Origin of the sequence: Pseudomonas sp. CF161 (genome assembly GCF_000416215.1) — a bacterium.
GTDB lineage: Bacteria > Pseudomonadota > Gammaproteobacteria > Pseudomonadales > Pseudomonadaceae > Aquipseudomonas.
The window spans coordinates 52,134-77,897 of the sequence record NZ_ATLP01000097.1 but is presented as its reverse complement, the minus strand read 5'-3'; the positions used below and the strand labels follow the sequence as shown (position 1 = coordinate 77,897).

General features: G+C 64.2%; 25 protein-coding genes and 3 pseudogenes. 8 read left to right on the top strand and 20 right to left on the bottom strand.

The window, feature by feature from the left end:
• The first annotated feature begins 6 nt into the window (after positions 1-6).
• Positions 7-843, top strand: a complete 837-nt coding sequence (gene nadE, locus CF161_RS22005; RefSeq protein ID WP_020298818.1) for an ammonia-dependent NAD(+) synthetase — start codon at positions 7-9, stop codon at positions 841-843.
• A 92-nt stretch (positions 844-935) separates the two neighbouring features.
• Here nadE and CF161_RS22000 read toward each other — a convergent pair whose 3' ends face one another.
• The 9 genes from CF161_RS22000 to CF161_RS21960 form a co-directional block, all read right to left on the bottom strand.
• Positions 936-1,229, bottom strand: coding sequence for a hypothetical protein (locus CF161_RS22000; protein ID WP_020298817.1), 294 nt, complete (start codon positions 1,227-1,229; stop codon positions 936-938).
• A gap of 29 nt (positions 1,230-1,258) precedes the next feature.
• The gene (locus tag CF161_RS21995) at positions 1,259-1,723 is read right to left on the bottom strand and encodes a hypothetical protein (RefSeq protein WP_020298816.1); all 465 of its coding nucleotides are present in this window, start codon (positions 1,721-1,723) and stop codon (positions 1,259-1,261) included.
• Positions 1,720-2,106, bottom strand: a complete 387-nt coding sequence (locus tag CF161_RS21990) for a GFA family protein (protein WP_020298815.1) — start codon at positions 2,104-2,106, stop codon at positions 1,720-1,722. The genes CF161_RS21995 and CF161_RS21990 overlap by 4 nt, the downstream gene beginning before the upstream one ends.
• Positions 2,103-3,098 (bottom strand): DUF2628 domain-containing protein, encoded by a 996-nt coding sequence (locus CF161_RS21985; protein ID WP_020298814.1) that lies wholly within the window; start codon positions 3,096-3,098, stop codon positions 2,103-2,105. The genes CF161_RS21990 and CF161_RS21985 overlap by 4 nt, the downstream gene beginning before the upstream one ends.
• Complete coding sequence (locus tag CF161_RS21980; RefSeq protein ID WP_020298813.1) at positions 3,095-4,087, bottom strand: hypothetical protein; 993 nt, start codon at positions 4,085-4,087, stop codon at positions 3,095-3,097. The genes CF161_RS21985 and CF161_RS21980 overlap by 4 nt, the downstream gene beginning before the upstream one ends.
• 180 nt (positions 4,088-4,267) lie before the next feature.
• On the bottom strand, positions 4,268-5,578 hold the full coding sequence (locus CF161_RS21975; RefSeq protein ID WP_020298812.1) for an FAD-binding oxidoreductase: 1,311 nt from the start codon (positions 5,576-5,578) through the stop codon (positions 4,268-4,270).
• 146 nt (positions 5,579-5,724) lie between these two features.
• Positions 5,725-5,907: a hypothetical protein gene (locus CF161_RS21970; protein ID WP_020298811.1), complete on the bottom strand. Its 183-nt coding sequence runs from the start codon at positions 5,905-5,907 to the stop codon at positions 5,725-5,727.
• 130 nt (positions 5,908-6,037) lie between these two features.
• The gene (locus tag CF161_RS21965; protein ID WP_020298810.1) at positions 6,038-6,697 is read right to left on the bottom strand and encodes an isoprenylcysteine carboxylmethyltransferase family protein; all 660 of its coding nucleotides are present in this window, start codon (positions 6,695-6,697) and stop codon (positions 6,038-6,040) included.
• A 77-nt stretch (positions 6,698-6,774) separates the two neighbouring features.
• Positions 6,775-7,674 (bottom strand): LysR family transcriptional regulator, encoded by a 900-nt coding sequence (locus tag CF161_RS21960; protein WP_020298809.1) that lies wholly within the window; start codon positions 7,672-7,674, stop codon positions 6,775-6,777.
• Positions 7,675-7,836: 162 nt separating this feature from the next.
• Between CF161_RS21960 and CF161_RS21955 the strand changes: the two genes are divergently transcribed.
• A complete protein-coding gene (locus CF161_RS21955) occupies positions 7,837-8,481 on the top strand; it encodes a hydrolase (protein WP_020298808.1) in 645 nt (214 codons plus the stop codon).
• Positions 8,482-8,552: 71 nt separating this feature from the next.
• Entirely contained in the window at positions 8,553-9,131 is a 579-nt protein-coding gene (locus CF161_RS21950) for an antibiotic biosynthesis monooxygenase (RefSeq protein ID WP_020298807.1), read from the top strand.
• A gap of 84 nt (positions 9,132-9,215) precedes the next feature.
• Here the strand turns inward: CF161_RS21950 and alr are convergent, their stop codons facing one another.
• Together alr and CF161_RS21940 are read right to left on the bottom strand one after the other, a co-directional pair.
• Entirely contained in the window at positions 9,216-10,454 is a 1,239-nt protein-coding gene (gene alr / locus CF161_RS21945; RefSeq protein ID WP_020298806.1) for an alanine racemase, read from the bottom strand.
• A 285-nt stretch (positions 10,455-10,739) separates the two neighbouring features.
• Complete coding sequence (locus tag CF161_RS21940; RefSeq protein WP_020298805.1) at positions 10,740-11,069, bottom strand: hypothetical protein; 330 nt, start codon at positions 11,067-11,069, stop codon at positions 10,740-10,742.
• A 570-nt stretch (positions 11,070-11,639) separates the two neighbouring features.
• Between CF161_RS21940 and CF161_RS21935 the strand changes: the two genes are divergently transcribed.
• A complete protein-coding gene (locus tag CF161_RS21935) occupies positions 11,640-14,000 on the top strand; it encodes a DNA polymerase II (protein WP_020298804.1) in 2,361 nt (786 codons plus the stop codon).
• Between the two features lie 3 nt (positions 14,001-14,003).
• On the opposite strand, the gene CF161_RS21930 is transcribed toward CF161_RS21935, so the two are convergent.
• The 8 genes and pseudogenes from CF161_RS21930 to CF161_RS21905 all read right to left on the bottom strand — a co-directional run bounded on the left by CF161_RS21930 (position 14,004) and on the right by CF161_RS21905 (position 20,690).
• Positions 14,004-14,333 (bottom strand): DHCW motif cupin fold protein, encoded by a 330-nt coding sequence (locus CF161_RS21930; RefSeq protein WP_020298803.1) that lies wholly within the window; start codon positions 14,331-14,333, stop codon positions 14,004-14,006.
• 36 nt (positions 14,334-14,369) lie between these two features.
• Entirely contained in the window at positions 14,370-14,666 is a 297-nt protein-coding gene (locus CF161_RS21925; RefSeq protein ID WP_020298802.1) for a hypothetical protein, read from the bottom strand.
• A gap of 87 nt (positions 14,667-14,753) precedes the next feature.
• A complete protein-coding gene (locus CF161_RS21920) occupies positions 14,754-15,491 on the bottom strand; it encodes a hypothetical protein (protein WP_020298801.1) in 738 nt (245 codons plus the stop codon).
• Positions 15,492-15,612: 121 nt separating this feature from the next.
• A complete protein-coding gene (locus CF161_RS21915; protein WP_020298800.1) occupies positions 15,613-17,235 on the bottom strand; it encodes an MFS transporter in 1,623 nt (540 codons plus the stop codon).
• A 166-nt stretch (positions 17,236-17,401) separates the two neighbouring features.
• Positions 17,402-18,344: pseudogene (locus tag CF161_RS33735) on the bottom strand (GMC family oxidoreductase).
• A 261-nt stretch (positions 18,345-18,605) separates the two neighbouring features.
• Positions 18,606-18,785, bottom strand: coding sequence for a GMC family oxidoreductase N-terminal domain-containing protein (locus tag CF161_RS33730; RefSeq protein ID WP_371106538.1), 180 nt, complete (start codon positions 18,783-18,785; stop codon positions 18,606-18,608).
• 172 nt (positions 18,786-18,957) lie between these two features.
• Positions 18,958-19,044 (bottom strand): annotated as a pseudogene (locus CF161_RS33725) (hypothetical protein); the annotation flags it as partial.
• 152 nt (positions 19,045-19,196) lie between these two features.
• Positions 19,197-20,690: an MFS transporter gene (locus tag CF161_RS21905; RefSeq protein ID WP_020298799.1), complete on the bottom strand. Its 1,494-nt coding sequence runs from the start codon at positions 20,688-20,690 to the stop codon at positions 19,197-19,199.
• Between the two features lie 154 nt (positions 20,691-20,844).
• Between CF161_RS21905 and CF161_RS21900 the strand changes: the two genes are divergently transcribed.
• The 4 genes and pseudogenes from CF161_RS21900 to CF161_RS33720 all read left to right on the top strand — a co-directional run.
• Positions 20,845-21,477 carry a TetR/AcrR family transcriptional regulator gene (locus CF161_RS21900; RefSeq protein WP_020298798.1) on the top strand — a complete coding sequence of 211 codons (633 nt, stop codon included), beginning with the start codon at positions 20,845-20,847 and terminating at the stop codon, positions 21,475-21,477.
• A gap of 36 nt (positions 21,478-21,513) precedes the next feature.
• Entirely contained in the window at positions 21,514-21,891 is a 378-nt protein-coding gene (locus tag CF161_RS21895) for a hypothetical protein (RefSeq protein ID WP_020298797.1), read from the top strand.
• Positions 21,888-22,505, top strand: coding sequence for a hypothetical protein (locus CF161_RS21890; protein WP_020298796.1), 618 nt, complete (start codon positions 21,888-21,890; stop codon positions 22,503-22,505). Before CF161_RS21895 ends, CF161_RS21890 begins: the two co-directional genes overlap by 4 nt.
• 950 nt (positions 22,506-23,455) lie before the next feature.
• Positions 23,456-23,518 (top strand): annotated as a pseudogene (locus CF161_RS33720) (hypothetical protein); the annotation flags it as partial.
• A gap of 336 nt (positions 23,519-23,854) precedes the next feature.
• On the opposite strand, the gene CF161_RS21880 reads toward CF161_RS33720, so the two are convergent.
• Positions 23,855-25,678 (bottom strand): monovalent cation:proton antiporter-2 (CPA2) family protein, encoded by a 1,824-nt coding sequence (locus tag CF161_RS21880; protein ID WP_020298794.1) that lies wholly within the window; start codon positions 25,676-25,678, stop codon positions 23,855-23,857.
• Between the last annotated feature and the right edge of the window lie 86 nt (positions 25,679-25,764).

Sequence of the window (25,764 nt, the reverse complement as noted above, 5' to 3'; positions counted from 1 at the left end):
CTGGATATGAGCACGCAATTGCAAGACAGGATTGCCCTGGAACTGGGCATCGATCGGCAACTGGTGGCGGGCGGCGAGCAGGGAGAAATCAGCCGCCGAGTGGCGTTTATCAAGTCGGTGTTGCGCGGCTCCGGCTGCAAGGCGCTGGTGCTGGGCATCAGCGGCGGGGTGGACTCGCTGACCGCCGGGCGCCTGTGCCAACTGGCGGTGGAACAGCTGCGTGAGGAGGGCGCAGAGGCTCGGTTCATCGCGGTGCGCCTGCCGTACAAGACCCAGGCCGATGAGCGCGATGCCCAGGCGTCCCTGGACTTTATCCAGCCGGACCTGATCACCACCAGCAACATTGCGGCTTGCGTCGATGGGCTGATGGCAAGCATTCAGATCGAGGGCTTGCGCCCCAGTGCCGAGCTGACGGATTTCGCCAAGGGCAACGTCAAGGCCCGGGCACGGATGCTGGCGCAGTACGCCATCGCCAACTTCAGCCAGGGCCTGGTGGTGGGGACTGACCATGGGGCCGAGGCGTTGATGGGGTTCTTCACCAAGTTCGGCGACGGTGCCTGTGACCTGGCGCCGCTGTCCGGCCTGACCAAGACCCAGGTCCGGTTGCTGGCCGATGCCCTCGGCGCGCCTGCGCAACTGGTGTGCAAGGCGCCGACCGCCGACCTCGAGGAACTGGCCCCCGGCAAACTCGATGAGCAGGCCTACGGCTGCACTTACGAGGAGATCGATGCCTACCTGATGGGGCGCCCGGTGACCGAGCCCAGCCGCAACCTTATCGAGACCGCCTACCGCAACACCGCCCACAAACGCGAACTACCCCGCACGCCGAACAGCGGTTTGTAGCGGCTGCCGCAGGCTAATACCGCCTCATGCATCTGACACCCCACGGCGTCCTCGAGGGCCAGCGCAGCCTGGCGGCAGCGGTTACGCAGCGGTTACGGGGTGTCGGTTTTTTGGGCGGCGAGGTCGGCGCGGATCTGCTCGGCCAGTTGGCGGCAGTCGCGGGTGCCGAGGAGGCGGTCGATGCCTTCGATTCTTGCCAGCGCCTGTTCGATATCGAAGGCCCGGCCTTCGAGTACATCCAGCGCGTTGTTGTGCAGGGCGTACGCCAGGTTGGCGGCGAGGCTGACCCCCAGGTCGCCGTCGGTGCAGGCGCCGAACTTGTGCGACAGCTGCTGGCGCATGTGGTACAGGGCCAGGGCGAAGAGGCGTTCTTGGGGTGTGCTCATGTCAGGCTCCGGCGATCAAAAGGTGCGTTTCAGTCCGGCCATTTGCGCAGGGCGGCGCGGCAGTCGTCGGTCAGGGCGGGCAGGTGTTCGGCCAGCTCCGGCCAGCCCATCTGCTCGAGCGCTTCGCTGGCCATTTCGCGCAAGGGCGCCCATTGCGGGTCTTCGAAGCCATTGCTCTCGAGGGTGCCGTAGGCGGCCGGGCTCAAGGCTTCGCAGGCGCTCAATAACCTGCGCAGCAGCCGGCACAACTGCGGCTGCAGGTGCTCGGGAAAGCGTTGCACAAAGGTGTCGAGGTATTCGAGGAAGTGCGACCACAGGTTGCATTCGGCGCAACAGCCGATGTCTTGCTGCTGGGCGTCGGCATCGCTGCTCAAAAACACCAGGGTCGGCGCCAGTTCGCCCACCAGAATGATTGTTCGCCACTCGTCCTGGCCGTACCAGGTCCAGATCAGCGAGGCGATTTTTTCTGTGGGTTCCAGGCCGGTTTCGCTCATGGCCTGTCCCCGAGGTGCCACCAGGTGGGCCGCTCATCGCTGTAGGAATGAGCCGTCGGCATCAGCGCCGGGTGCTGGTTGTCATCGAAGCAGCCCAGCAGCAGGGCGATGGTCGGTGCATCGTCGATCGCCCCCAGGGAACTGCCGCAGTTCGCGCAGAAAGCCCGGCTCGAATAGTCCGATGACCTGAAGGCGGAGGGCGCGCCGCCCGGTCCGGTCCAGCTTACACGCTCACGGGGGAACTCGACCCAGGACGCGGTCAGCGAACCGGTGTGCCGCTGGCAGTATTTGCAGGAGCAGGTGTGCGGGTTTTCGGCAGGCCCCTGGGCCTGGAACCGGATGTGCCCACACAGGCAACCGCCGTGGTAAGTCGATACGGTCATGGCGAATTTCCTTCAGGGTTGTGGACGGGCGTGTGCCACTGGGCCTCTTCGATCTTGCGCTTGTAGGCGACCTTGGCCTCATCCGGGTCGCAGGAGACGATGCTGTCGACTTCGACAAACCCTTTGCGCCGTACCTGGATTTTTCGGCACAGGTTGCCACACGCGCCAAAGATGACGGCGATGCCGAGCACCCCGAAGGCAAACCAGTGGCTGTCAGGGGCAGCTATCACCGCGAACAGGGCCACGCCCAGCACCAGCAGGGCAATGCAGGCGAGGCCGTAGAGACCGACGAAAAACAACCAGAACACGCCAAACAGGCCCGCCGCGAAGTTGACGCCGTCGCCAATCGCCTCCAGTTCGCCCTGGGGGTTTTGATAGATACGGTGGAGGCGCTTGTATTGAGCCTCGAGCATGCTGTCGAGGCGTTTTTCACGCGCGGCGACCAGCCCTTTCTCCTTGGCTGAAAGATCGCTGTCGTCGGTGATTTCCTGGAAGGTTTCCCGCAGCAGGTAGTAGCCGGTGTCGAACCAGTTCGGGCCGGTGATAAACACCGCATCGACCCGATACCGGCGGTTGAGTTTCAACTGCTCGTCGCCATGGAAGAAACTCCCGGCCGAGGTCTCTGTATGCAGGCGATGGGGCCCGAAGTTGTATTTGAAAATGGGCTTGCCGCCGAGACGTGCGAGCTGCCAGTCAAAATAACCCTCCAATTGCTGCACCTCGAGGCCACTGACATCAGGCACCGGCCGCTCCTCGGCTTGCGCCCGCTTGACCAGGTACCAGGCGCCGGCCAGGGCGCAGAGAAATGCCATGAGGATGACCTTGGCAAACAGTGGCCCGTCCATCAGCGATAAAAGGATCAGGCAGGGGATCAGGACGATGGTCGACACCACCCAGACGCTCCCCACATCACTGTAATTGCTGCGCAGCAGTTGCTTATTGATGCGCTCGATGGTTGCCGGGTCCAGGGTTCGGGGCGCGGGGCTGCTCATGGGGTGCACGCCTCGGGCTTTTGTGGGCTCTCTTCGGGAAGGTGCCACTGGGCCTCTTCGATCTTGCGTTTATAAGCGACCTTGGCCTGATCCGGGTTGCAGGACAGCACGCTGTCGACCTCGACACACCCTTTGTCCCGGGCCTGTTTTTCTCGCCACAGGTTGCCGCACGCGCCAAAGACGGCGGCGATGATAAACAGGCAGAGGGTTAACCAGTGGTAGTTGTCGTCAGCCCACGCGGCAAACAGGGCCAGGCCCAGTGCCGCCAGGCCAATCCAGGTGGCTCTGTCGAGGCGTGCGGAGAACGACCACAACACGCCGAGAAAAAACGCCGCAAAGTTGAAACCTTCGCCTATGGCTTCCAATTCGCCCTGAGGGTTCTGGTAGATGCGGTACAGGCGCTTGTATTGGGCGTCGAGTTGTTGGTTGATGCGCGTTTCACGCTCGGCGACCTGGGCTTTCTGTTCGGCTGAAAGGTCGCTGTCGTCGGTGATTTCCTGAAAGGTTTCCCGCAGCAGGTAGTAGCCGCTTTCGTAGGCGATCGGTTCGGTGAGATACAGCGCATCGACCCGGTAGCGGCGGTTGAGTTTCAACTGCTCGTCGCCGCTGAAAAAACTCCCGGCCAAGCTCAGCACGTGCAGGGTGTAGTTGCCGAAGCTGTACTTGTAACCGAGCCCTGTGCTGGTACGGACCCTCTGGCAGTCAAAGTAACCCTCTAGTTGCTGCACCTCGATGCCGCTGACATCACTGGCTGGCCGCTGTTGATTGTTCGTGCGTTTGACCAGGCACCAGGCGACGGCCAGGAAACAGATAAAACCACCCAGGATTACCTTGGCAAACAGCGGTCCGTCGATCAGGTAAATACCGAACAGGCAGGGCGGCAGGTAAACGATCAAGTTGAACCAGGCGCCCAGCGCGTCACCCCTTCTGGTCCGCATCAGGTGTTGATTGATGCGCTCGATGGTTGCCGGGTCCAGGGTTCGGGTCACGGGGAAACTCGATTGGCACCGGCCAGTGGCGGGTGCGGGTTGAAGGGGGCGCCTGAACCTCCCGTCAGTGGGGGCGATCCATGCCTTTGACGGGGCGCAGCCTACTGAAAAACAGGGCGAGTCATCAAGCAGCGTCTGAGATCCCGGCTTGCTGACTCCGGCCCTGGGTGTCGCGCGCCGTCAGCGCAGGCGTTCGAGCATCTGGTAGTACCACATGCCGGCGGCCAGCATCGGGTTGCCCAACTGGTCGCCGAAGGGCACGCGGATGTGGCGGCAGGCGGCGAAGGTGTCGTAGTGCTCCAGGTGCCCGGTGATCGCCTGGGCCATGATCTCGCCCATGATGTGGCTGGTGGCGATGCCGTGCCCGGAGTAGCCCTGGCAGTACCAGACGTTGTCCGAGAGCTTGCCCAGCTGCGGGATGCGGTTGATCACGATGCCCATGGCGCAGCTCCACTGGAAATCGATGGCCACGCCCTTGAGCGCCGGGAAGGTGCGCTCGATGCAGGGGCGCAGTTCGCCGGCGATGTCCCGCGAGTCCTTGCCGCTGTAGTTGGCGCCGCCGCCGAACAGCAGGCGCCCGTCGGCGGTCATGCGGTAGTAGTCGAGGACGAAGCGGCAGTCGTACACCGCCAGGTCTTCGGGATTCAGGCGTCGCGCCAGGTCGCCCAGGGGCTCGGTGGTGACGATGCCGCCCATGGCGGGGAAGATCTTGCCCTTGAGCTGGCCCGGCTCCAGCCTGTGGTAGACGTCGCCGGCCAGCAGCACCTGCTTGGCGTTGATCCGACCCTGGGCGGTGACCACCGCCGACTGGGCGCCGTGGATGATTTCCAGCACCGGGCTGTGTTCGAAAATCAGCGCCCCCAGGCTGTGGGCCGCGCGCGCCTCGCCCAGGCACAGGTTCAGCGGGTGCAGGTGCATGTTGCGGGTGTTCTTCAATGCGCCGTGGTACAGCTCGCTGCCAAGCAGGCTGCGCACTTGCTCGCGGTCCAGCAGGCTGACCTGGTCACCCAGCCCGCGGCGCACGGCTTCCTCGTGATCGGCCCGCAGTTCGGGCAGGTGGCTGGGCTTGTAGGCGGCGTGCAGGTGACCGTGCTTGAGGTCGCAGGCGATGACGTATTTGTCCACCCGCTGCTGGATGATCTGGTGCCCGCGCCAGCGCAGGTGCCAGATGAAATCGTCGACCTCGGCGCCGAGTCTGGCGCGCATCTGTTTGCGCATTGCCTGGTCGCCCGAAAGGCTGCCGGTGACCTGGCCGCCGTTGCGTCCGCTGGCGCCCCAGCCGATCCGGTGGCTTTCGACGATGGCGACCTTCAGGCCTCTTTCCGCTAGCTCCACGGCGCTGGCCACACCGGTGAAACCGCCGCCGATGATGACCACATCCACCGCGACCTGGCCTTGCAGGGTGGGGTAGGCGGTAGGGTCATTCAGGGTGGCGCTGTAGTAGGACGGGCAACGCTGGCTGGCGGCCAGCGGGTTCTGGATAGCAGTCATGGGTGATCCTCGGCAATACAGGGAATCGACCGGTGCCCAAGGGGGACCGGCCGCCGAATCAGGCCTGAGGCGCTGTCCGCGACAATCGGCGTCGGCCGTGACCAATGGGTCACGGGAACTGCCGGGCAGGAGGCGCGGGAGGGCGATCAGGCGTGTTGCGGACGATCCGGAGGGCGCGAGGAATGACGCAGGCGGGAGCGGCACAGGGCCATGGGCAGGTTGATCAGCAGGCGACTCTTGATGCCGAGCCCGACGCCCACGCTGCGACCACTGGGCGGGGCCAGTTGCACGAAGGTTTGCGGTGCGTCTCGCAGGGGGCAGGGCTGCATCAGCCGGGGCGTCTCGTGGTCGGTTCAGGTCGGGGAATGCTGAACACAGGCACACCGTTTTACCGGGGCCGGGCCGCGCTGCCAAGGGGGCGCGGGTGAAATATCCGGCTTGCCGGTGCGCCGGGGGCGTTCAATAGACCCAGGGAATCAGGCGCCAGGTGTGGGCGCAATAAGCGCTGTAGCGCTTGCCGAATGTCTGGCGTAGCAGCGCCTCTTCGGCATGGATGCGGGCCACCAGGGGCACCAGCATCAGCGCGGTCAGCAGCAGGCCGAGGCTGGAGCGAAACGCCAGGGCCCAGCCGATGGAGTTGATCAGCAGCCCGAGGTAACTGGGGTTGCGCAGGGTGGCGTACAGGCCGGTGGTCACCAACTGATGCCCGGGCTGGATCGCCACCAGGCCGCTGAAGCGCTTGCCCAGCACAAACACCGGCCACAGCCGCAGGACGCCGCCGGCGACGAACAGCACCACGCCCACCCAGCGCACATCGCCTTCATTGAATGTCCACAGGTGCAGCCGGTCGCTGTAGGCGGGAACGAACGCCTGCAGCAGGCCGATCACGGCAAAGGCGGGCAGCACCCAGCGGTTGCCGGTGTCTTCGCGTTCGCCGGAGCTGAGGTTGCCCTCGCTGAAAAACGTCGCGCCAGTCATCGCCAGGGTGGCCAGCACCAACACCCACAACGCCGGGTGGGCGAAGAATGCAGCAAACCCGCCCCTGCCGATGATCGCCAACCCCAGGTACACCAGGGTCCCGAGCACAGTGAAAACAGCCAGCCTGGGGGAGATTTTCATCACGGCGCTCCTGTTTCGCGAGGGCTATTTGTTCAGTGTAGGAGGCCGTTCGCTGCCGACAGGAATTTCATTGTCGGTCAGGGCGCCGGCTGTTTTTCCGCGAGTTGCTCCACCAGGAAATCAATAAAGGCCCGGGTCTTTTGCGGCACCCGGCGCGCCGAGGGGTAGACCGCGTTGATGGTGATCGGCGGTGCCTGCCATTCGCACAGCACGGGCACCAGGCGTCCGGCGGCCAGGGCGTCCTCGACGATAAAGTTGGGCAACAGGGCAATGCCCATCCCGGCCTCGGCGGCCTGGGCCAGCAGGTCGCCGTTATTGGCGTGCAACGGGCCGGTCACGGTCACGCGCTGGGTGTCTTTGCCGTTGCTCAGTTGCAGGCTGACGCCGCTTTGCAGGTAGCCATAGTTCAGGCACTGGTGCTGGCTGAGGTCGCGGGGCACCTGGGGGACGCCGGCGCGGGCCAGGTAGGCCGGCGCGGCGACCATGATCCTCGGCGCCGGTGCCAGCAGCCGCGCAACCATCGAAGAGTCCGGCAGGCTGGCGATGCGGATGGTCACATCGAAACCACCACGTACCGGGTCCACCTGTTGGTCGCTGAGCACCAGTTGCAGTTCGATGTTCGGGTGCAATTGATGGAACAGCGGCACCAGGCGCCCGAGCCGGCGCAAGCCAAACGACATCGGCGCGTTGACCCGCAGCACGCCGCGCAATTCGCCGATGCCGTCGCGGGCACGCTGCTCGGCCTCATCCAGCGAGGCCAGGACTTCCCGTGCCGCGTCGTAGTACTCGGCGCCGGCTTCGGTCAGGTGCAGGCTGCGGGTGGTGCGCTGCAACAGCTGCACGCCGATGGCGTCTTCCAGCGCCTGGATCTGCTTGCTGACTTTCGAGCGCGGTACGTCCATCGCCCGGGCGGCAGCGGCGAAGCCGTTTTCACCGACGGTGACGACAAAGGCGCGCATGCATTCGATGCGGTCCATGATTGTCCCTTATTTAGAATCAATGATTCTAGATTTTGTGGGATTGTCCCTTTTTTGTCGAGCGCCTAAATTAGCCACCAAGCCGGCAGCAAACAGTCTTCCACGACGCACGCCGCGGCTCACTCATCGAACCGAACACATCGACATCAAAAGGAACGCGCCATGTCCATTCGTGAATTGCTCAACCCGTCCAACTCCACCCTGATCCTGATCGACCACCAGCCGCAGATGTCCTTCGGCGTGCAATCGATCGATCGCCAGACCCTGAAGAACAACACCGTGGCCCTGGCCAAGGCGGCGAAAATCTTCAACGTGCCGACCATCCTCACCTCGGTGGAAACCCAGAGCTTCAGCGGCTACATCTGGCCGGAACTGCTGGCGGTGTTCCCGGACCAGCAGCCGATCGAGCGTACTTCGATGAACTCCTGGGAAGACAAGGCGCTGGTCGAGGCGGTGAAGGCCACCGGGCGCAAGAAACTGATCATGGCCGCGCTGTGGACCGAGGTCTGCCTGAACTTCCCGGCCCTGGAAGCCCTGGCCGAAGGCTATGAGGTGTACATCGTCACCGACGCTTCCGGCGGTACCACCAAGGAAGCCCACGACATGTCGGTGCAGCGCATGATTCAGGCCGGCGCGGTGCCGGTGACCTGGCAGCAAGTGCTGCTCGAATACCAGCGCGACTGGGCGCACAAGGAAACCTACGACGCGGTCATGGGCCTGGTGCTGGAACACAGCGGTGCCTACGGCATGGGCGTGGACTACGCCTACACCATGGTCCACGGCGCACCGCAGCGTCAGGTCAAGTAAGGCCAGGCCGCAACGGGCGCCCAGGTGGCGCCCGAACGCGTGTGCAGTGTCACCTACCGCTGGAGACTTTCATGGATATCGAACTTGCCGATGGCGTGGTCACGCTGCTGGTGCGGCACCGGATCAAGCAGGGCCGCGACCAGGAGTACGAAACCTGGCTGCGCCAGATCATCGCCAAGGCCCGCAGCTACCCGGGCCACCTGGGCATTGATGTGGTGCGCGGACACCACGCCGGGCTGGCGCTGTTCACCAGTGTGCTGCGCTTTGCCAGTACCGGGCAGTTGCAGCAGTGGCTGGACTCCGACGATCGCCGCGACCTGGTGCAGCAGGCTCAGCCGTTGCTGGCCGATGGTGACCAGACCGAGATCAACGCCGAACGCGAGTTCTGGTTCACCCCGCCTGAATCCAATGCGCCGACTCCGCCACCGCGCTGGAAGCAGGCCTGTGTCACCTTCCTGGTGATCCTGCCGCTGAGCTTCCTTGTGCCGCTGCTGTGGAAGCCGCTGTTCGCCTGGTGGCCGTGGCTGGGTGGTTATGTGCAGGCCAACGTGCTGATCACCCTGAGCATCGTGCTGTTGGTGGTGTATGTGTTCATGCCCCGCGTGACCCGCTTGTTCAGCCACTGGCTGCAAGCGCGGCCCGTGGGCTGAGGGTGAGTCGGCTGCAACGTGTTCACGCCCTGGCAATCCCTGGGGATCAAGGTGCTCTGCAGGGGCTGCGAGGACGTGGCTCGCCTAGCGTCCTTTGAGGATTTTCGGGTTGGAGTTGCCCCAGACCGTGTACAGGTCGGCCAGCAGGGCGCCGTTGATGGTCTCCAATTCGCCCTGGGTGATTTCCGCATCGCCCTGCTTGCCGTACAGCACCACTTCGTCGCCGGGGCGGACGCCCTTGATGGCACTGACATCGACCATCAGGGTATTCATGGTGACCTTGCCGATCACCGGCGCGCGCTGGCCATGGATCAGCACCGAGGCCTTGTTGGAAAAACCTCGGCGATAGCCGTCCGAGTAACCGACCGGGATGTTGGCGATCTGCGAGTCCTTGCTCAGGGTGTAGGTCCGGTCGTAGCTGATGGTGCTGCCGGCCGGATAGGGGTTGAGCGCCGCCACCCGCGACTTGAACTGCATGACCCGCTGGAATTCCTCATGGCCGCCCACCGGGTAGCCATACAGCGCAGCGCCCGGGCGCACCATGTCGAGCCAGCCCTCGGGCACTTCAAGGGTGGTGAAGGTATTGGCGCAATGCAGGGTCAGGCGGCTGCGGTCCAGTTGGGCGTGCTCGATCAACCAGGCCGACTGCTCCTTGAACAGCGCCAGGCCGTGCAGCACGTCCTGCCGCTCCTCGACCGGGAAGTGGGTCATGATGCCCACCACCTGAAGCCGGTCCAGCCGGGTCATGGCCACAGCCTGGCGCTTGCCCTCGATCGTGCTCATTTCCAGGCCGTTGCGGCTCATGCCGGCCGAGTTCAGGGCCAGGTGCACCGACAGTTTTGCCCCGTGCCGATTGGCCAGGGCATTCATTTGCCGCGCCACCTCCAGGTTGCCCACCAGTTCTTCGAGGTTGTAGCTCAGGGCGCCTTCCATCTCTTCCAGGGTGGCGCTGCGCAAGCGCATCAGGCGCCCGGTAAAACCCTGGGCCCGCGCGATCCTGGCCTCTTCGTTGCTGGCGATGCCGATGCAGGACACCCCCATGCGAATCGCCGAGGGGATCAATAACGCGATGCCGGTGCCATAGGCATCGGCTTTCATCACCGCGCACAGCTGGCTACGGCCGGCGAGACGCTGCTGGAGTTCGGCGATATTGCCTTCGAAGGCGGCCTGGTCGATCTCCAGCCAGCTGTTGGCCGGGTTCGCATGGGCGGCGGCTGGCGCGAGCTGTGGGCTGGGGTCCAACAGCGGTGCGGCGTTCAAGGTGCCGCACGCGGTGGCCAGGGTCAGGGCGAGAGTCAGGGTATTGAGGGAAAAACGTTGCATGGCGAGCTTTCCATTCTGTGGGGAAATGAGCCCTATGCGTTGGCAGGCAAGGTCGTGACCAAGTCCAGCAGGCACCGAGCGAACAGCCCGGGAATTTTTCAGCAAAGCCGAGGTGGGTTTATGTGGTGTTGGGCGGTGGATGCAGCGGATAACGCTGTTGATGGCGAGGTGACGACTGCAACTTCAATACGCGCTTGAAAATACAATCAAACCATTAAAAAAGGGGCCACTCATTTACCGAGTGGCCCCTTGTCATATCAGCCTGAAAAGGCTCGATAGTTGTACTTAACAGAAACGATCGATAACCCGAACTTCCGACTTGTTCTGCAGCGATTGCCATTCAGTCTTCAGGGTTTCAAGGACCTGCCCGATGAAGTCTTTGTCTGCTGCAGCTTTCTTGCCGACATAACCCTGGCCGCGACGGTACATCTTCAGGCGGGCCGCCAGGTCCTGTTGGTGCTGGTCGAACTCTTGTTCATGGGTGTGGGGCGACAGGCAGTCGATATGCACCTGACCTGACTTGGCTATCCACAGAATATGGCTGTCCAGGCTGTCTTTCTGCTTAGCAAAGAGGTGAGCCAGTTCATCAATAGTGGGTTGGTTGTTCAGATTCATTTTATAAGCCCCTTGACCATTTATCGATCTATCTAGTTGAGTCGCTAATTCATGTTGCTACGTCGGTAAGTTGAACCCTGATACCGGAAACAGGGCGACAGAGGGTGTCTGTCGGATACAGATAAGGCCCAGAGCCTGATGCGTGTAGTTGCCTTGATTAACTGCTACGCAATAGCGTCACAACGAGGAGAAGCAGCGCAAACCTGGATGAAGCTGCCGATATTTCCGCCATCGGCCACAAGCATCTTGAAGAGTTCTCGCTAGCGTCTCGTCCTTGTACTGGACGTTCATGCCAGGTCAGTTTCATCAATCTGCCTTGTGGGCAGTACACATCCGGGTCACAGCTCGGCGGTCAGACGAGCTTGCTCATAACACCTTTGCCGCGTCTCCCGATCGGGGAGACGTCTGCATCATGCAAGGGCAAATTCCCGTCGTCAACGGTTTTGTAGTGAAAATTTTAGAGCACTACATATTGTCCGACAAAGCTGGAATGCCATCACCGGCGCGGGCTATCGCAGGCGATGACAGGTAGAATCGCGCCCTTGAAAACGTCTTCTCGAGGTTGCAGCGGTGGATTTACAGCAGGGCTTCGTCCTGACCCGGCACTGGCGTGACACGCCGGCAGGCACGCAAGTCGACTTCTGGTTGGCGACCGACAACGGTCCCCGACAGATCCGCCTGCCCGTGCAGAATTCCGTGGCGTTTATTGCCGCGCAGCAGCGTGAGCAGGCCCAGCGCCTGCTGGTCGATGACCCCGATGTCGAGTTGCGCCCCCTGGAGCTGTGCGACTTCCAGCACCGTCCGGTGCTCGGCCTGTATTGCCCGCAGCACAATCAGTTGATTCGTCTCGACAAGACCCTGCGGCGTGCCGGTGTCGATGTGTTCGAGGCTGATATCCGTCCGCCGGAGCGCTACCTGATGGAGCGCTTCATTACGGCGCCGGTCTGGTTCGGCGGCCAGGCGGACGCCAATGGCCTGTTGCTCGAGGCGCAGATGAAACCCGCCCCGCACTACCGGCCGACGCTGAAGCTGGTGTCCCTGGACATCGAGACCAGCGAGCAGGGCGAGCTGTATTCCATCGCCCTCGAAGGCTGTGGCCAGCGCCAGGTGTACATGCTCGGGCGTGCCACGGACAGCGACAGCGCCGTGGATTTCGACCTTGAGTTCTGCGACAACCGCGTGCAATTGCTCGAGCGGCTCAACCAGTGGCTGGCCCGGCACGACCCGGACGCGATCATCGGCTGGAACCTGGTGCAATTCGACCTGCGGGTGCTGCACGAACATGCCCGGCGCCTGGCGGTGCCGCTGCGCCTGGGGCGTGGGGGCGAGGAGATGCAATGGCGCGAGCACGGCACCCGTACCCATTACTTCGCTTCGGCGGCGGGGCGCTTGATCATCGATGGGATCGAGGCCCTGCGCTCGGCCACCTGGAGTTTTCCGTCCTTCAGCCTGGAGAACGTGGCCCAGACCCTGCTCGGCGAGGGCAAGGCGATTTCCACGCCCTACCAGCGCATGGATGAAATCAACCGCATGTTCGCCGAGGACAAACCGGCCCTGGCCCGCTACAACCTCAAGGACTGCGAGTTGGTGACGCGGATTTTCGCCAAGACCGAACTGCTGACCTTTCTCCTGGAGCGCGCCACCGTCACCGGCTTGCCTGCCGACCGCAATGGCGGCTCGGTCGCCGCCTTTACCCATCTGTACATGCCGCTGATGCACCGCCAGGGGTTTGTGGCGCCGAACCTCGGCGAGCGCCCGCCGGAGGCCAGCCCCGGCGGCTTTGTCATGGACTCGCGGCCGGGGCTCTATGAGTCGGTGCTGGTGCTGGACTACAAGAGCCTGTACCCGTCGATCATCCGCAGTTTCCTGATCGACCCGGTGGGCCTGGTGGACGGCTTGCGTCATCCCGGGGGCAGCGAGTCGGTGCCAGGTTTTCGCGGCGCGCGGTTCTCCCGTTCAAGGCATTGCCTGCCGTCCATCGTCACCCGGGTTTCCGAAGGCCGCGAGCAGGCCAAGCGCGAGCACAACCAGCCGTTGTCCCAGGCGCTGAAAATCATCATGAACGCCTTCTACGGTGTGCTCGGCTCCAGCGGTTGCCGGTTTTTCGATCCGCGCCTGGCGTCTTCGATCACCTTGCGCGGCCACGAGATCATGCGCCGCACCCGCGAACTGATCGAAGCCCAGGGCCACACCGTGATCTACGGTGACACCGACTCGACCTTTGTCTGGCTCGGTCACGCCCATGCCGAGGAGGACGCGACGCGCATCGGCCGCGGCCTGGTGCAGCAGGTCAACCAATGGTGGCGCGATCACCTGCGTGACGAGTACGAGCTGGAAAGTGCCCTGGAGTTGCAGTTCGAAACCCACTTCAGTCGCTTTCTGATGCCGACCATCCGCGGGGCCGAGGAGGGCAGCAAGAAGCGCTACGCCGGCCTGGTGCTGCACGCCGATGGGCGCGAGGAGATGGTGTACAAGGGCCTGGAAACCGTGCGCACCGACTGGTCGCCCCTGGCCCAGGAGTTCCAGAAGGAGCTCTACCAGCGGATCTTCCACCGCCAGCCGTATCAGGATTATGTGCGCGACTATGTGCGGCGTACCCTGGCCGGCGAGCTGGATCAGCAACTGATCTATCGCAAGCGCCTGCGTCGCCGTCTCGACGACTACGAACGCAACGTTCCGCCCCATGTGCGGGCCGCACGCCTGGCGGATGAATACAACGACCTGCACGGCCGTCCACGGCAGTACCAGAACGGTGGTTCGATCAGCTACGTGATCACCCTGGCCGGCCCCGAGCCCCTGGAAAATCGCCAGGCCGCCATCGATTACGACCACTACGTGACCCGGCAATTGCAGCCGGTGGCGGATGCGATCCTGCCCTTTGTGCAGGATGATTTCAGCACCCTGATCGGCGGGCAGTTGGGGCTGTTCTAGGCCTCAGTCGACCACGAACAGCTTGGCGCCGAGCGCGGTGAACGAGCGATGGGGTTCGGCGTTGTCGGCCACCTGGTAGCTCATGCCCGGGCCGAGTACGAACTGCCGGCCGTCCTCCAGTTCAGTGTGTAACTCGCCCTCCAGGCAAAACAGGATATGGCCCTTGGAGCACCAGTGATCGGCGAGGTAGCCCGCGCTGTACTCGATCATGCGCACTCGGATCGCGCCAAACTGTCGGGTGCGCCAATAGGCGCAGCCGGTCTCGCCACGGTGTTCGGTAGGCTCGATATCGGACCAGTCGGTGGTGCCAAAAGGGATGCCAGCAATATCCATCGATCACTCATCTGTTCAGGTGTGGAGGGGAAGGGCTCAGTCATCGACCGAGGTGCAGATGCCGTTGGCGCCGTGCTTGCCGGTGTAGCTCACGATCACCGAATCATCGTCGGAGAGGCTGATGGAAATCGTCACGTCCGCCGCCTTGGCTTCAAAAAAGCGCTCGTTGACGGCACGGGTCTTGGCTTCCTTGCCATTGATCAACACCGGCCCGCCCTGGTCGGCGCTGACCGCCAGATTGCCCGGGCAGTCGACGTTGAATGCCGGAACGCCTTCGGCATGGGCGCCACCGGCGACAAGCAACAAGGTGACGAGGGAAAGGATTTTTTTCATCGCAAGATTCCTTGAACGCAGATGGACTCTCAAAGCGTAGCGCGTGCCACGTCGGGTGCTCGTTCATCAAGCTGAAGCGGTCGTTGCTCAATCACCGCCGCCGCCCCCGCAACCGCCCCCGCCGCAACCACCGCTGTCGCCTCCGCCGTCACTGCTGCCGGAGTCGCCGTCGAATCGGGAGTCGTCACTGCCGAAGCTGGAGCCGGAATCGCTGTCGCTGCTGGAGCTGTACAGCTCGCTGCCGCAATGCACAACCGTGGTCTGGGTGCCGCTCTCGGTCACGCGCTGCAGCGACTGGCAATCGACCACGTAGTGAAAGCCGTTGGCGATTTTCAGCTTGGTATCGAGGGCGAACAACAACGGCAGGCGCGTGGCCTTGCTCGGGTTGATGTTCTCGTCGTGGCAGGCGAACCACCAGCAGCGGCGCAAACCGATGTCGCTTTTTTTCTCGGCGCCCTGGCCCAGCGCCGCCGCCGGCGTGTGATGCAGGAACTGGCCGAAAGCCTTGTCGCAGAACTCCTGATAGTCCCGGGTGTGAAGGATGAACTCATGCCACAGATCGTCGACCACCTGGGACGGCATCGACACATAGCGCTGGCCGCTCTTGAGGTAGGCCATGAAGAACTGGCGCAAGCCCTGGGCCACCAGCTGGCAGTGCTTGAGGTCCAGGTGCGGGTGCTGCGCGCGCAGCGGTTCGAACAACCTGGGCGGCAAGGTGAAACTGCGGATATAGGCTTCGCGGCGCAGCGCAGTCAGGGCTTTCTGGCGCCGCCAGAGCATCGCCAGCAGCACCAGTCCAAGGACAGCAGGGAGAATAAACGGCATGCAGGCGATCCATCGGCCAAAAAGTGCGCTGACAGTGGCGCAACTGGCGGGATTGTTCAAGGGGGCGGGCGTGGACAGGCATGCCGCGCCAGGCCGTTACAGCGCCTGGCGCGGGTCGGCTTCAGTTGTTATCGATATCGACATCCCTGGTTTCCCGCAGGCAGATCAGCCCGACCACCAGGCTGACCCCGGTGACCAGCACCGGGTACCACAGGCCGTAGAAAATATCGCCGGTGTAGACCACCAGGGCAAAGGACACGGTGGGCAGGAAGCCGCCGAACCAGCCGTTGCCGATGTGATAGGGCAGGGACATGGAGGTGTAGCGAATGCGGGTCGGGAACAGCTCGACCATCAGCGCCGCCAGCGGTCCGTAGCACATGGCCGCGATCAGGATCAGGGCCACGATCAGCACCACCACCATGGTTTTGTTGACGTTCTGGGCGTCAGCCTGTTGCGGGTAGCCGGCCAGGGTCACCGCGCCGCGCAGGGCCGCTTCGTCGAAACCGTCGAGCTTCAACTCACCGACGCTGACCTGCACCGGGCTCCCGGCCGGGGCGGCGACGCTGCTGTAGGGCAGGCCCTGCTTGACCAGGAAGGTCTTGACCTTGTCGCACGGGCTGTCGAATTTGGCCTTGCCCACCGGGTCGAACTGGAAGGTGCAGGTGGCCGGATCGGCGATCACGCTGATCGGTGCCTGGCGGCTGGCCTGGTCGATGGCCGGGTTGGCGTAGTGCGCCAGGGATTTGAAGATCGGAAAGTACAGCGCAGTGGCCAGCAACAGGCCGACCATCAGCACCGGCTTGCGTCCGACCTTGTCCGACAGCCAGCCGAAAAAGATAAAGAACGGCGCGCCGATCACCACGCTGATGATCAACAGCATATTGGCCAGGGCCGGGTCCATCTTGAGGAACTGGGTGAGGAAGAACAGCACGTAGAACTGCGCGGCGTAGAAGGTCACCGCTTGCCCGGCATTGATGCTGAACAGGGCGATCAGCACCACCTTGAGGTTTTCCCATTTGCCGAAGGATTCGCGGATCGGCGCCTTGCTGGCGCGGCCTTGCTCTTTCATTCTCAGGAAAGCCGGCGACTCGTGCAGGCTCATGCGGATCCAGGTGGAGATCCCCAGCAGCACGATCGACAGCAGGAAGGGCAGGCGCCAGCCCCAGACTTCGAACTGATCGCCGGTGAAGTAGCGGCAACCCAGCACCACCAGCAGCGACAGCAACAGGCCGAGGGTCGCGGTGGACTGAATCCAGCTGGTGTGAAAGCCGCGCTTGCCGGCCGGCGCGTGCTCGGCGACGTAGGTCGCGGCGCCGCCGTACTCACCGCCCAGTGCCAGGCCCTGGAGCATGCGCAGCAGCACCAGGATGATCGGCGCGGCGATGCCGATGCTCGAATAGGTCGGGAGCAGGCCCACGGCAAAGGTCGCCACCCCCATGAGGATGATGGTCACCAGAAAGGTGTATTTGCGCCCGATCATGTCCCCCAGGCGACCGAACACCAGCGCGCCGAACGGGCGCACCACGAAGCCGGCGGCAAACGCCATGAGCGCGAAGATAAAGGCCGTGGTGTCGTTGACCCCGGCGAAGAACTGCTTGCTGATGACCGCCGCCAGGGCGCCATACAGGAAAAAGTCGTACCACTCGAATACCGTCCCCAGGGACGAGGCGAAGATGACTTTGCGGCTGCCTTTGCCGGTGGCGTCGGCCAGGGGCGGGTTCAGGGGCTGAGCGTGGTCTGACATACAGGTGTCCCTCACAGTGATTATTGTTGTTGTTCCACTGCCAATGTCAGGATCGGCGTGGTTAGCGCGTCACAGCTTCTTGGTAGGAGCCGGCGTGCCGGCGATTTGTTCCACGGCCCGGGCTCCATGCTGCGGGTCGTGCGCGCCGGCCAGCCGCTGTCACGGGTCAGGCAAGTTGCGGCTGTTGGCTGATATTGCGGGTGGCCGGGGACAGAATCAGTTCGGCGGCTTTTTCGGCAATCATCAGGGTGGGTGAACAGGTGTTGCCCGAGGTGATGCGCGGCATGATCGAGGCATCGGCGACGCGCAGCCCCGGGATGCCATGCACCCGTAGTTCGGCATCCACCACCGCCTGGCGATCCTGGCCCATGCGGCAGGTGCCCACCGGATGGAAGATGGTGGTGCCGATGCGCGCCGCAGCTTCCTGCAGTTGCTCCTGGCTGTGCAGCTCGGCGCCGGGCAGGTATTCGCTGGGCTTGAACGCTGGCCAGGGCCGGGGCGGCGACGATGCGCCGGGTCAGGCGGATGGCGTCGGCGGCCACTCGCAGGTCGTGCGGATGGCTCAGGTAATTGGGCTGGATCACGGGGGCCGCGCCGGCCTCGAGGGAGCTGATTGCCACCTGGCCGCGACTCTGCGGGCGCAGGTCGCAGACCGAGGCGGTGAACGCCGGGAAGGCATGCAGCGGTTCGCCGAAGCGTTCGAGGGACAGCGGTTGCACGTGGTATTCGAGGTTGGCCGAGGTCTGTTCCGGCCCGGAGCGGGCAAACGCGCCAAGCTGGCTCGGGGCCATGGACAGCGGGCCACTGCGGTCGTACAGGTAGCGCAGGCCCATGCCCAGCTTGCCCCACAGCGTGCCGGCGATTTGGTTCAGGGTGCGGGCGTTTTCCAGTTTGTAGATCAGCCGCAGTTGCAGGTGGTCCTGCAGGTTGGCGCCGACCCCGGGCAACTCGTGGGCCACCCCCAGGCCCAGGCGTTGCAGAAGCGGCGCGGGGCCAATGCCCGAGCGCTGGAGAATGCACGGCGAACCGATTGAACCGGCGCAGAGGATGATCTCGCGGCGCGCCTTGAAGTTGTGCAGCCGGCCTTGGCATCGGGCCCGGACCGCCACTGGCGCGGCCGTCTTCCAGCAGCACCCGTTCCACCTCGATGTCGGTGAGCACGGTGAGGTTGGGGCGCTGGCGGATCGGGGCGCAGAAAGGCCTTGGCGGCGTTCCAGCGCACCCCGGCTTTCTGGTTGACCTGGAAGTAGCCGCAGCCCTGATTGTCGCCGCCGTTGAAATCATCGATGCGAGGAATGCCGCTTTGCTCGGCGGCGTCGCGAAAGGCGTCGAGTATCGGCCACGACAGGCGCTGGCGTTCGACCCGCCACTCACCGCTGGCCCCATGCAAGGGCGCTGTCCCCGGCGAAGTGGTTTTCGCTCTTCTTGAACAGCGGCAGCACCTCCTGCCAGCTCCACCCTGGGTTGCCGTCGGCGGCCCAGCCATCGTAGTCGCCGGCCTGGCCACGCATGTAAATCATGCCGTTGATCGATGAACAGCCGCCCAGCACCTTGCCCCGCGGGTAGCTCAGGGAGCGGCCCTTGCAGGCCGGGTTCGGCCTCGGTCTTGTAGCACCAGTCGGTGCGCGGATTGCCGATGCAAAACAGATAACCGACGGGGATATGGATCCAGGCGTAGTTATCGCGCCCACCGGCTTCCAGCAGCAGGACCCGGTGTTGCGGGTTGGCCGACAGGCGATTGGCCAGCAAGCAGCCGGCAGGGCCGGCACCGACCACGATGTAGTCGTATTGATCAAAGGCAGGCAGCATCCATGACCTCGTGTGGATTCTTGTTGTGGTGAATCGTCCTGATTCGTTGCGTTGCCCTGCAAGGGTAGCTTTCGCTCGGTGGCTGTGTGGTTTAAATCACAGACTTTCTGCTGCCGGTTTTGACCTGGAGGTTGCGCTGAATGGGCCAGCGGCTACGGGGAGGTTGGACGTCGTTCTTGGCGGCGGTGGGTGTGCAGCAGCAAGCCCATGGCGATCAGGCTGCTGATACCGGCGAGCAGCATGGCCAGGCGAAATCCGCTGCTCATGGCGCTGCTGTAGAGCTCGGCAAACAACTTGGAATGGCTGGGGAAATAGTGCTGGTTGACCGCTGCCCGGGCCATCGGCAAGGCGTCGCTAAAGCCGTTGGCCTGGGCCGACTCACTGAGCCGGCGTACCGCCTGGGCGCTCATCAGGCTGCCCAGCAGGGCAATGCCCACGCTCATTCCGGTCTGGCGCAGGGCGTTCATGGTGGCCGAGGCGATCCCCGCGCGTTCCGCTGGCGCCGTGGCCATCACGCTGAGCCCGGTCGCCGGGACCGCCAGGCCCATGCCCAGGCCCAATACCGCAAACAGCGAACCCACCCACCCATAGGGCGTGTGGGCGTCGAAGCAGCTCATGGCACACATCGACAGGCCGATCAGGCCATAGCCGATGATCATCAATTGCGGCACCGGCAGGCGCCCCGCCAGGCGGCCGAAAAGCATCGACACACAACCGGTGACGATAAATTGCGGGAGCATGCGCATCCCGGTTTCCGAGGCCGACCAGCCCTGGATCTGCTGCAGGAAAATCGAAAAGAAAAACAGGCTGCTGTAGCTGGAGAACCCCAGCACGAACGAGGCCAGGTTGGCCACGGCAAACGGGCCCTGGCGCAGCAGTTGCACTGGCACCAGCGGGCGTTTGACCCGGCGCTCCACCCGCACGAACAGCACCAGCATCACACCCGCCAGGAGCAGGGCCGTGAGGGCTGTGGGCCCGCCGAAGCCCTCATCGCCGGCGACGATCAGGCCATAGGTCAACGCCCCCAGCCACAGCACGCTGAGCACCTGGCCGGCCGGGTCGAGCGCTGCGTGCTCGGGGTGTTTGCGTTCGCTGATGCCCCAGGCACCCAGGACGATGGCCAGCAAGCCGAGCGGCAGGTTGATCAGGAAAATGCTCGGCCAGCCCAGCGAGTCCAGCAGCACGCCACCCGCCAGCGGCCCCAGGATCAGGGCCATGGCAGTGAACGCCGACCAGCCGCCAATTACGTGGGCGCGCTGCTTCGGGTCGGGGAAGGCATGGCTGAGAATCGGCATCGCCCCGGGGATCAGTAGCGCCCCGGCCAGCCCTTGCACCGCGCGCCCGGCCAGCAATTGCGACAGGTCGCCGGCCCAGGCGCAGAGGGCCGAACCAATGCTGAACAACCCCACGCCGATCAGCCAGCAGCGCTTGTGACCGTAGCGATCGCCCAGGGGGCCGGCCGACAGCATGAAGGCCGACAGGCAAATGGCGTAGGCATTGACCACCCACTGCAACCCGGCAAGGTCGGTGTTCAGCGCGTGCTGCAAGGTCGGCAGGGCAACGTTGACGATGCTGATGTCCAGTGTCGCGAGGAAGGTGCCGAGGTAGGCGGCGGCCACCAGCGCCGGGCGGCGATAACGCTGCATGAGAAAACTCCCGGAGGGGGGAAAGGGAAGTGAGTGGCGGCATCATAAGTATTCGACTGACCGTCGGTCAATGGATTGTGAAGTGCGCTGCTGTCGCTAGCGCACGGCGATTCCCCTAAACTGTCGACCTTTGTCTGCCAGGCCGGACCCGCCGATGACCGTGAAACGCACCAGGGATGAACAGCAGGCGCCAGACCTGCCGCGCCCCCGAACCAAACCTGCCGAAGTGCGCCTGGACGAACTGATGGCAGCCGCCGAAAGCCTGTTCCTGAGCCAGGGTGTGGAAGCCACCACCATCAGTGAAATCGTCGAGCGGGCCCAGGTCGCCAAGGGCACCTTCTATCACTACTTCGCTTCGAAGAACGAGATGCTGGTGGCCCTTGGCGAACGCTACACCGCGCATTTTCTCCAGCGCCTGGAGCAGGCGGTCGAGGCCTGCGCCGCCGACGATTGGGTGGCACGCCTGTCGAGCTGGATCCGTGCCAGCGTCGACACGTACCTGGCGACCTACCGGATTCACGACATCGTCTACACCAACCATCACCACCACGACCGCGACAACCCGGACAAGGGCGCGATCCTCATCCAACTGCAGGGCATCCTTGAAGGTGGGCGGCAGGCCGGCACCTGGTCGCTGGCGCATCCCGGCATCGTCGCCTCGCTGATCTACGCCGGGGTGCATGGCGCCACTGACGATGTGATCGCCGCCCGTCAAGGTGACAGCCAGGCCCTGGCCGACGTCATCATCCAATCCTGCCTGCGCATGCTCGGTGTACCCAGGGCTTAGGCCCAGCCATTTTCTGTAAAAGGACTTACCTGCTCGATGAAAAAACGCACCCGCATTCTCTGCGCTGTGGTCGCGGTGTTCCTGGCGTTTCAGGGTTACTACGCCTTCTATTACGGCTACACCTATGAGAAGCCGTACTACAGCCCGAACCAGGCGTTCTACTACCAGAAGTACCGGCTGTTCAGCTGGAGCCGCTGGATTCCCAGCATCGGCATGCCCGGTGATGGCGCGCAGTCGTTGTACAACACCGGTGGCTATGTACGGGTGTTCAGGGCCGACGGGACCCTGGAGGGTCAGTTCTACAACAATTGCGTGGCGATGACCGAGGTGCACTGGACGGGCGACTCGATTGTCGGGTTTGGCTGCGATGAGAGTGGCGACAACCTGGTGGAACTCTCGGCGGATGGCGGATGAGTGGTGGTCCCGGCTTGCCCTATCGCCTTGAGATGGCGTTCGAATCGCTGTTCGCCGGCCTGCTTGAAGGTGCCTTCGACGCGGGCCCAGGGTTGCTGAAGCTTGCCGCGTTGAGCCCGGCACAGCTGCTTGCCCAGGGCTTTGATCGGGTGGGGGAGCCCCTGGCGTTTCATCTTTACGAAAAGCCGGCGGTGCTCGCCCACAAGGGCCGTGAGCTGGGTGTGCTGTTGAAGGTCTACTTTGATGCCGGGCGCCGCCTGGGCCCCGGCCTGGAACTGGGCAAGGGCCTGCGCCTGACTTCGCTGCTGGCGTGCTACCTACGGCTCAGGGGGCTGGAGCAACTGAGCCGGGGCGCCCTGGAGTTTTATTTTGCTGATGCTGAACGCAGGGAAGGCGCGGTGATTATCGAGGGGCACACCGTGGTCCGCTTCAGCCAGTGGGATCGCAGAGCCGGGTACCGGGTTGCAACCCTGGAGCGCAACTTTCCCGAGGCGGGGCCTTACCAGGACCTGGCGACCTCCATGGTCAAGCGCACCCTGCACCCGTTGGCGCTGGAGTCGGTGCCGTCGCGTCGCACCGGCAACCCCGCCTTTGACCGCCTGCGTCATCTGTAGCCGCTGTCGAGCCCGCGAGGCTGCGCTGGCCCTCTGGAGCGCCACAGAGTGTCAGGTGTTCGTAGGTTCTCGCACCGCTCAATCCGCCCCCAACAACTCGAATTGCGTGCTGCCCAGGCATTCGCCATTGACCAGGATGTGCACCCGGTGGCTGCCGGCGTAATGCCGGCGGGTGGTCAGTTCGCGGATGTGCTGGGCGCGGCTCAGGGTCTGGCGAGCGTGGGCGCCGAGGGTCAGCGCCTTGAGCTTGAACACCTTGGCCGACGTGGCGCCCGAGGCCTTGACGTAATCGATGGCGTAGTCGACCACCAGCTTCTGGCTGGCGCCAGCCGTCGAAGCCAGGGTGAACGACAGATTCACCCGCTCTCCCAGGCGAATGCTCGGCGGATCGATCCGCAGGTCCAGCAGCTCGACCTCGGCCCGGGCACCGGCGCCGATGATCGCCAGGGCCCGGCGCTCGCCCTGCTTGATCAGGCTGCGCAGGGCATGCCGGGCAATCCATGCGGTGTGGGGGTTGTCCAGGGGCCAGCCTTCGATCAGGTCCAGGACCCAGCTCGGGTGATCCTTGGTGATGTCATTGAAGTGGTTGGCCACCGATTTGCGCACGTACAGGCTGGGGTCGGCCTTGAGCGCGTCGAGGATCGGTGCGGCCAGGGTCGGGTCGGCCTGGATCTGTTCCAGGCGAAAAGACCAGGGCAGGCGCGGGCGGCTGCCTTCGCTGGCCAGGCGCCGCACATGCTCGTCCGGGTCCAGCGCCCACTGCTGCAGCAACGCCAGGGTGCGCTGCGGGTCGCTGCGCAGAAAAGGCCGTATGGCAAATTCCGAGGAACCGAACCCGGTGAAAAACTTCAGCGCCTGCATCGAGCGCTCGAAGGCATGGGCGCCATGGCTGGCCACGTAGTGCGGCAGGAACATGCACACAAACCGGCTGTCCAGGCGCGGCGCCAGGGCTTCCAGCAACCCCAGGCTGGTTTCGTAGTCCAGCGCCAGCACGCTGTGCAGGCTGTCACTGACCCGGGCCAGGCGCTGCATCACCGACAACTCGGCCAGGCCCTGGCTCGCGTGCTGGAGAAACCCCCGGCGATCGAACCCCGGGTACACCGCCAGCATTTCGTCGGCGATATGTTCCAGGCGTTGCTGGTTGAAGATTTCCTTCAGCGCGGGTGCGCTTTGCTCGGCGGTGGTCATCGGCAGATCCGTTCAGTGGCAAGGCCCTGGCACTGTACAGCAGGGCCCTGACAGTTTGTGTCAGGAGCCGCTGGCCGGAGAGGGGTGGGGAGGGAGCATGCTCCCGTTCGAGGGCGCAGCCCTCGCAAAACCCTGCGGCCCCTGATTCAGCGCCAGGGCGCTTAACGCGGTGGCGGCAACGGGCTTTCGACCTGCTCGTCCAACTGGTCGGCGGCGAACAGCCGTGCCAGTTCATTGCGCGCCTCCTGGGCGGTCTGCAAGACCTTGGCTGCGTCGTCGTACACCACGTGCTGGGCTTGCAGCAGTTGTTCGTCGTGGCGGGTGAAACGCTGGATGCGCGAGTCGGCCTGGGCCTGGCTCAAGCCGAGACCGACCAGGGTCCGCCGGCTCATTTCCAGGCTCGAATAATAGGTTTCGCGCACCGCTTCGGCGCCCAGGTCCACCAGCTTGTGCACGTGCTGGCGGTTACGGGCGCGGGCGATGATTTTCATGTGCGGGTACAGCTTGCGCACCAGGGCGGCGGTCTGGATGTTGGTGTCCGGGTCATCGGTGGCGATCACGAAAAACTCGGCCTCGCCGACCTTGGCCGCATTGAGGATCTCGGGGCGCATCGGGTCGCCGTAGAACACCGGCATGCCGCCGAAACTGCGGGTCAGCTCGATGGTTTCCACCGAGGTGTCGAGGGCCACGAACGGCACTTTCTGCGCCTTGAGAATCCGCGCCACGATCTGCCCCATGCGGCCCATGCCGGCGATCACCACCCGCGGCGCGTCGCTGTCGATGTCCCGCAGGTGCGCCGGCACTTCCACCGGCTTGCTCTTGGGCACCAGCAGGCGCGAGCAGGCCAGCAACAGCAAGGGGGTCATGGCCATCGACAAGGTGATGGTCAGCACCAGCAGGTCATACAGACGCGCCTCGAACAGGCCCTGGTCACGGCCGATCTTGAACACCACGAACGCAAATTCGCCGCCCGCCGCCAGCACCACCCCCAGGCGCACGGCGCTCAAGCGCCCGAGCCCCCCGGCCAGGCGCCCGACCACGTACAGCAGCGGCAGCTTGAGGCCGATCAGCAACAGGGTCAGCCCGAGCACTGCCAGCGGTGCGCTGAACAAGAGGCTGATATTGGCCCCCATGCCGACGCTGATGAAAAACAGCCCCAGCAGCAAGCCTTTGAAGGGTTCGATCTGGGCTTCCAGTTCGTGGCGGTATTCCGAGTCGGCCAGCAGCAGGCCGGCGAGGAACGCGCCCAGGGCCATGGACACCCCGGCCAGGTCCATCAGCCAGGCGGTGCCGATGACCACCAGCAGCGCGGTGGCGGTGGACACCTCGGGCAGCCCGGTGGCGGCCACCACGCGAAACACCGGGCGCAGCAGATAACGCCCGCCGACCACCACGACTGCAATGCTGCCCAGCACCTGCAGGCCGTGGGTGATGTCCTGGGCAGTGCTGGTGTGGTGGTCGCCGCCGGCCAGGGCCGGCACCAGGGCGATCAGCGGGATGGCGGCAATGTCCTGGAACAGCAAAATGGCAAACGCCAGGCGCCCGTGGGGGCTGTTGAGTTCCTTGCGTTCGGCCAGGCTTTGCAGGCCGAAGGCGGTGGAGGACAACGCCAGCCCCAGGCCGAGGACGATGGCGCTGTTCAGGGGTTGGCCGAACACCAGCAGGGCCATGCTGCCGATCACCACCCCGGTCAGCAGCACCTGGGCCAGGCCGACGCCGAACACCGCCTTGCGCATCACCCACAGCCGTCGCGGCGACAGCTCCAGGCCAATGATGAACAGCAGCAGCACCACCCCCAGTTCGGAAATATGGCTGACGCTCTGCGGGTTGCCGATCAGCCCCAGCACCGACGGGCCGATGATCACCCCGGCAAACAGATAGCCCAGGACCGCCCCCAGTTGCAGGCGCTTGGCCAGGGGCACGGTCAGCACCGCCGCGAACAGAAACACGACGGCGGCTTGTAACAGGTTGCCTTCATGGGGCATGGGCTTACTCCGGGGGATGGGCAGCGCTGGTTGACCTTGGCCAGCAGGGCGCGACCCAGGATAGGGGGATAAGGTTACGACCGATC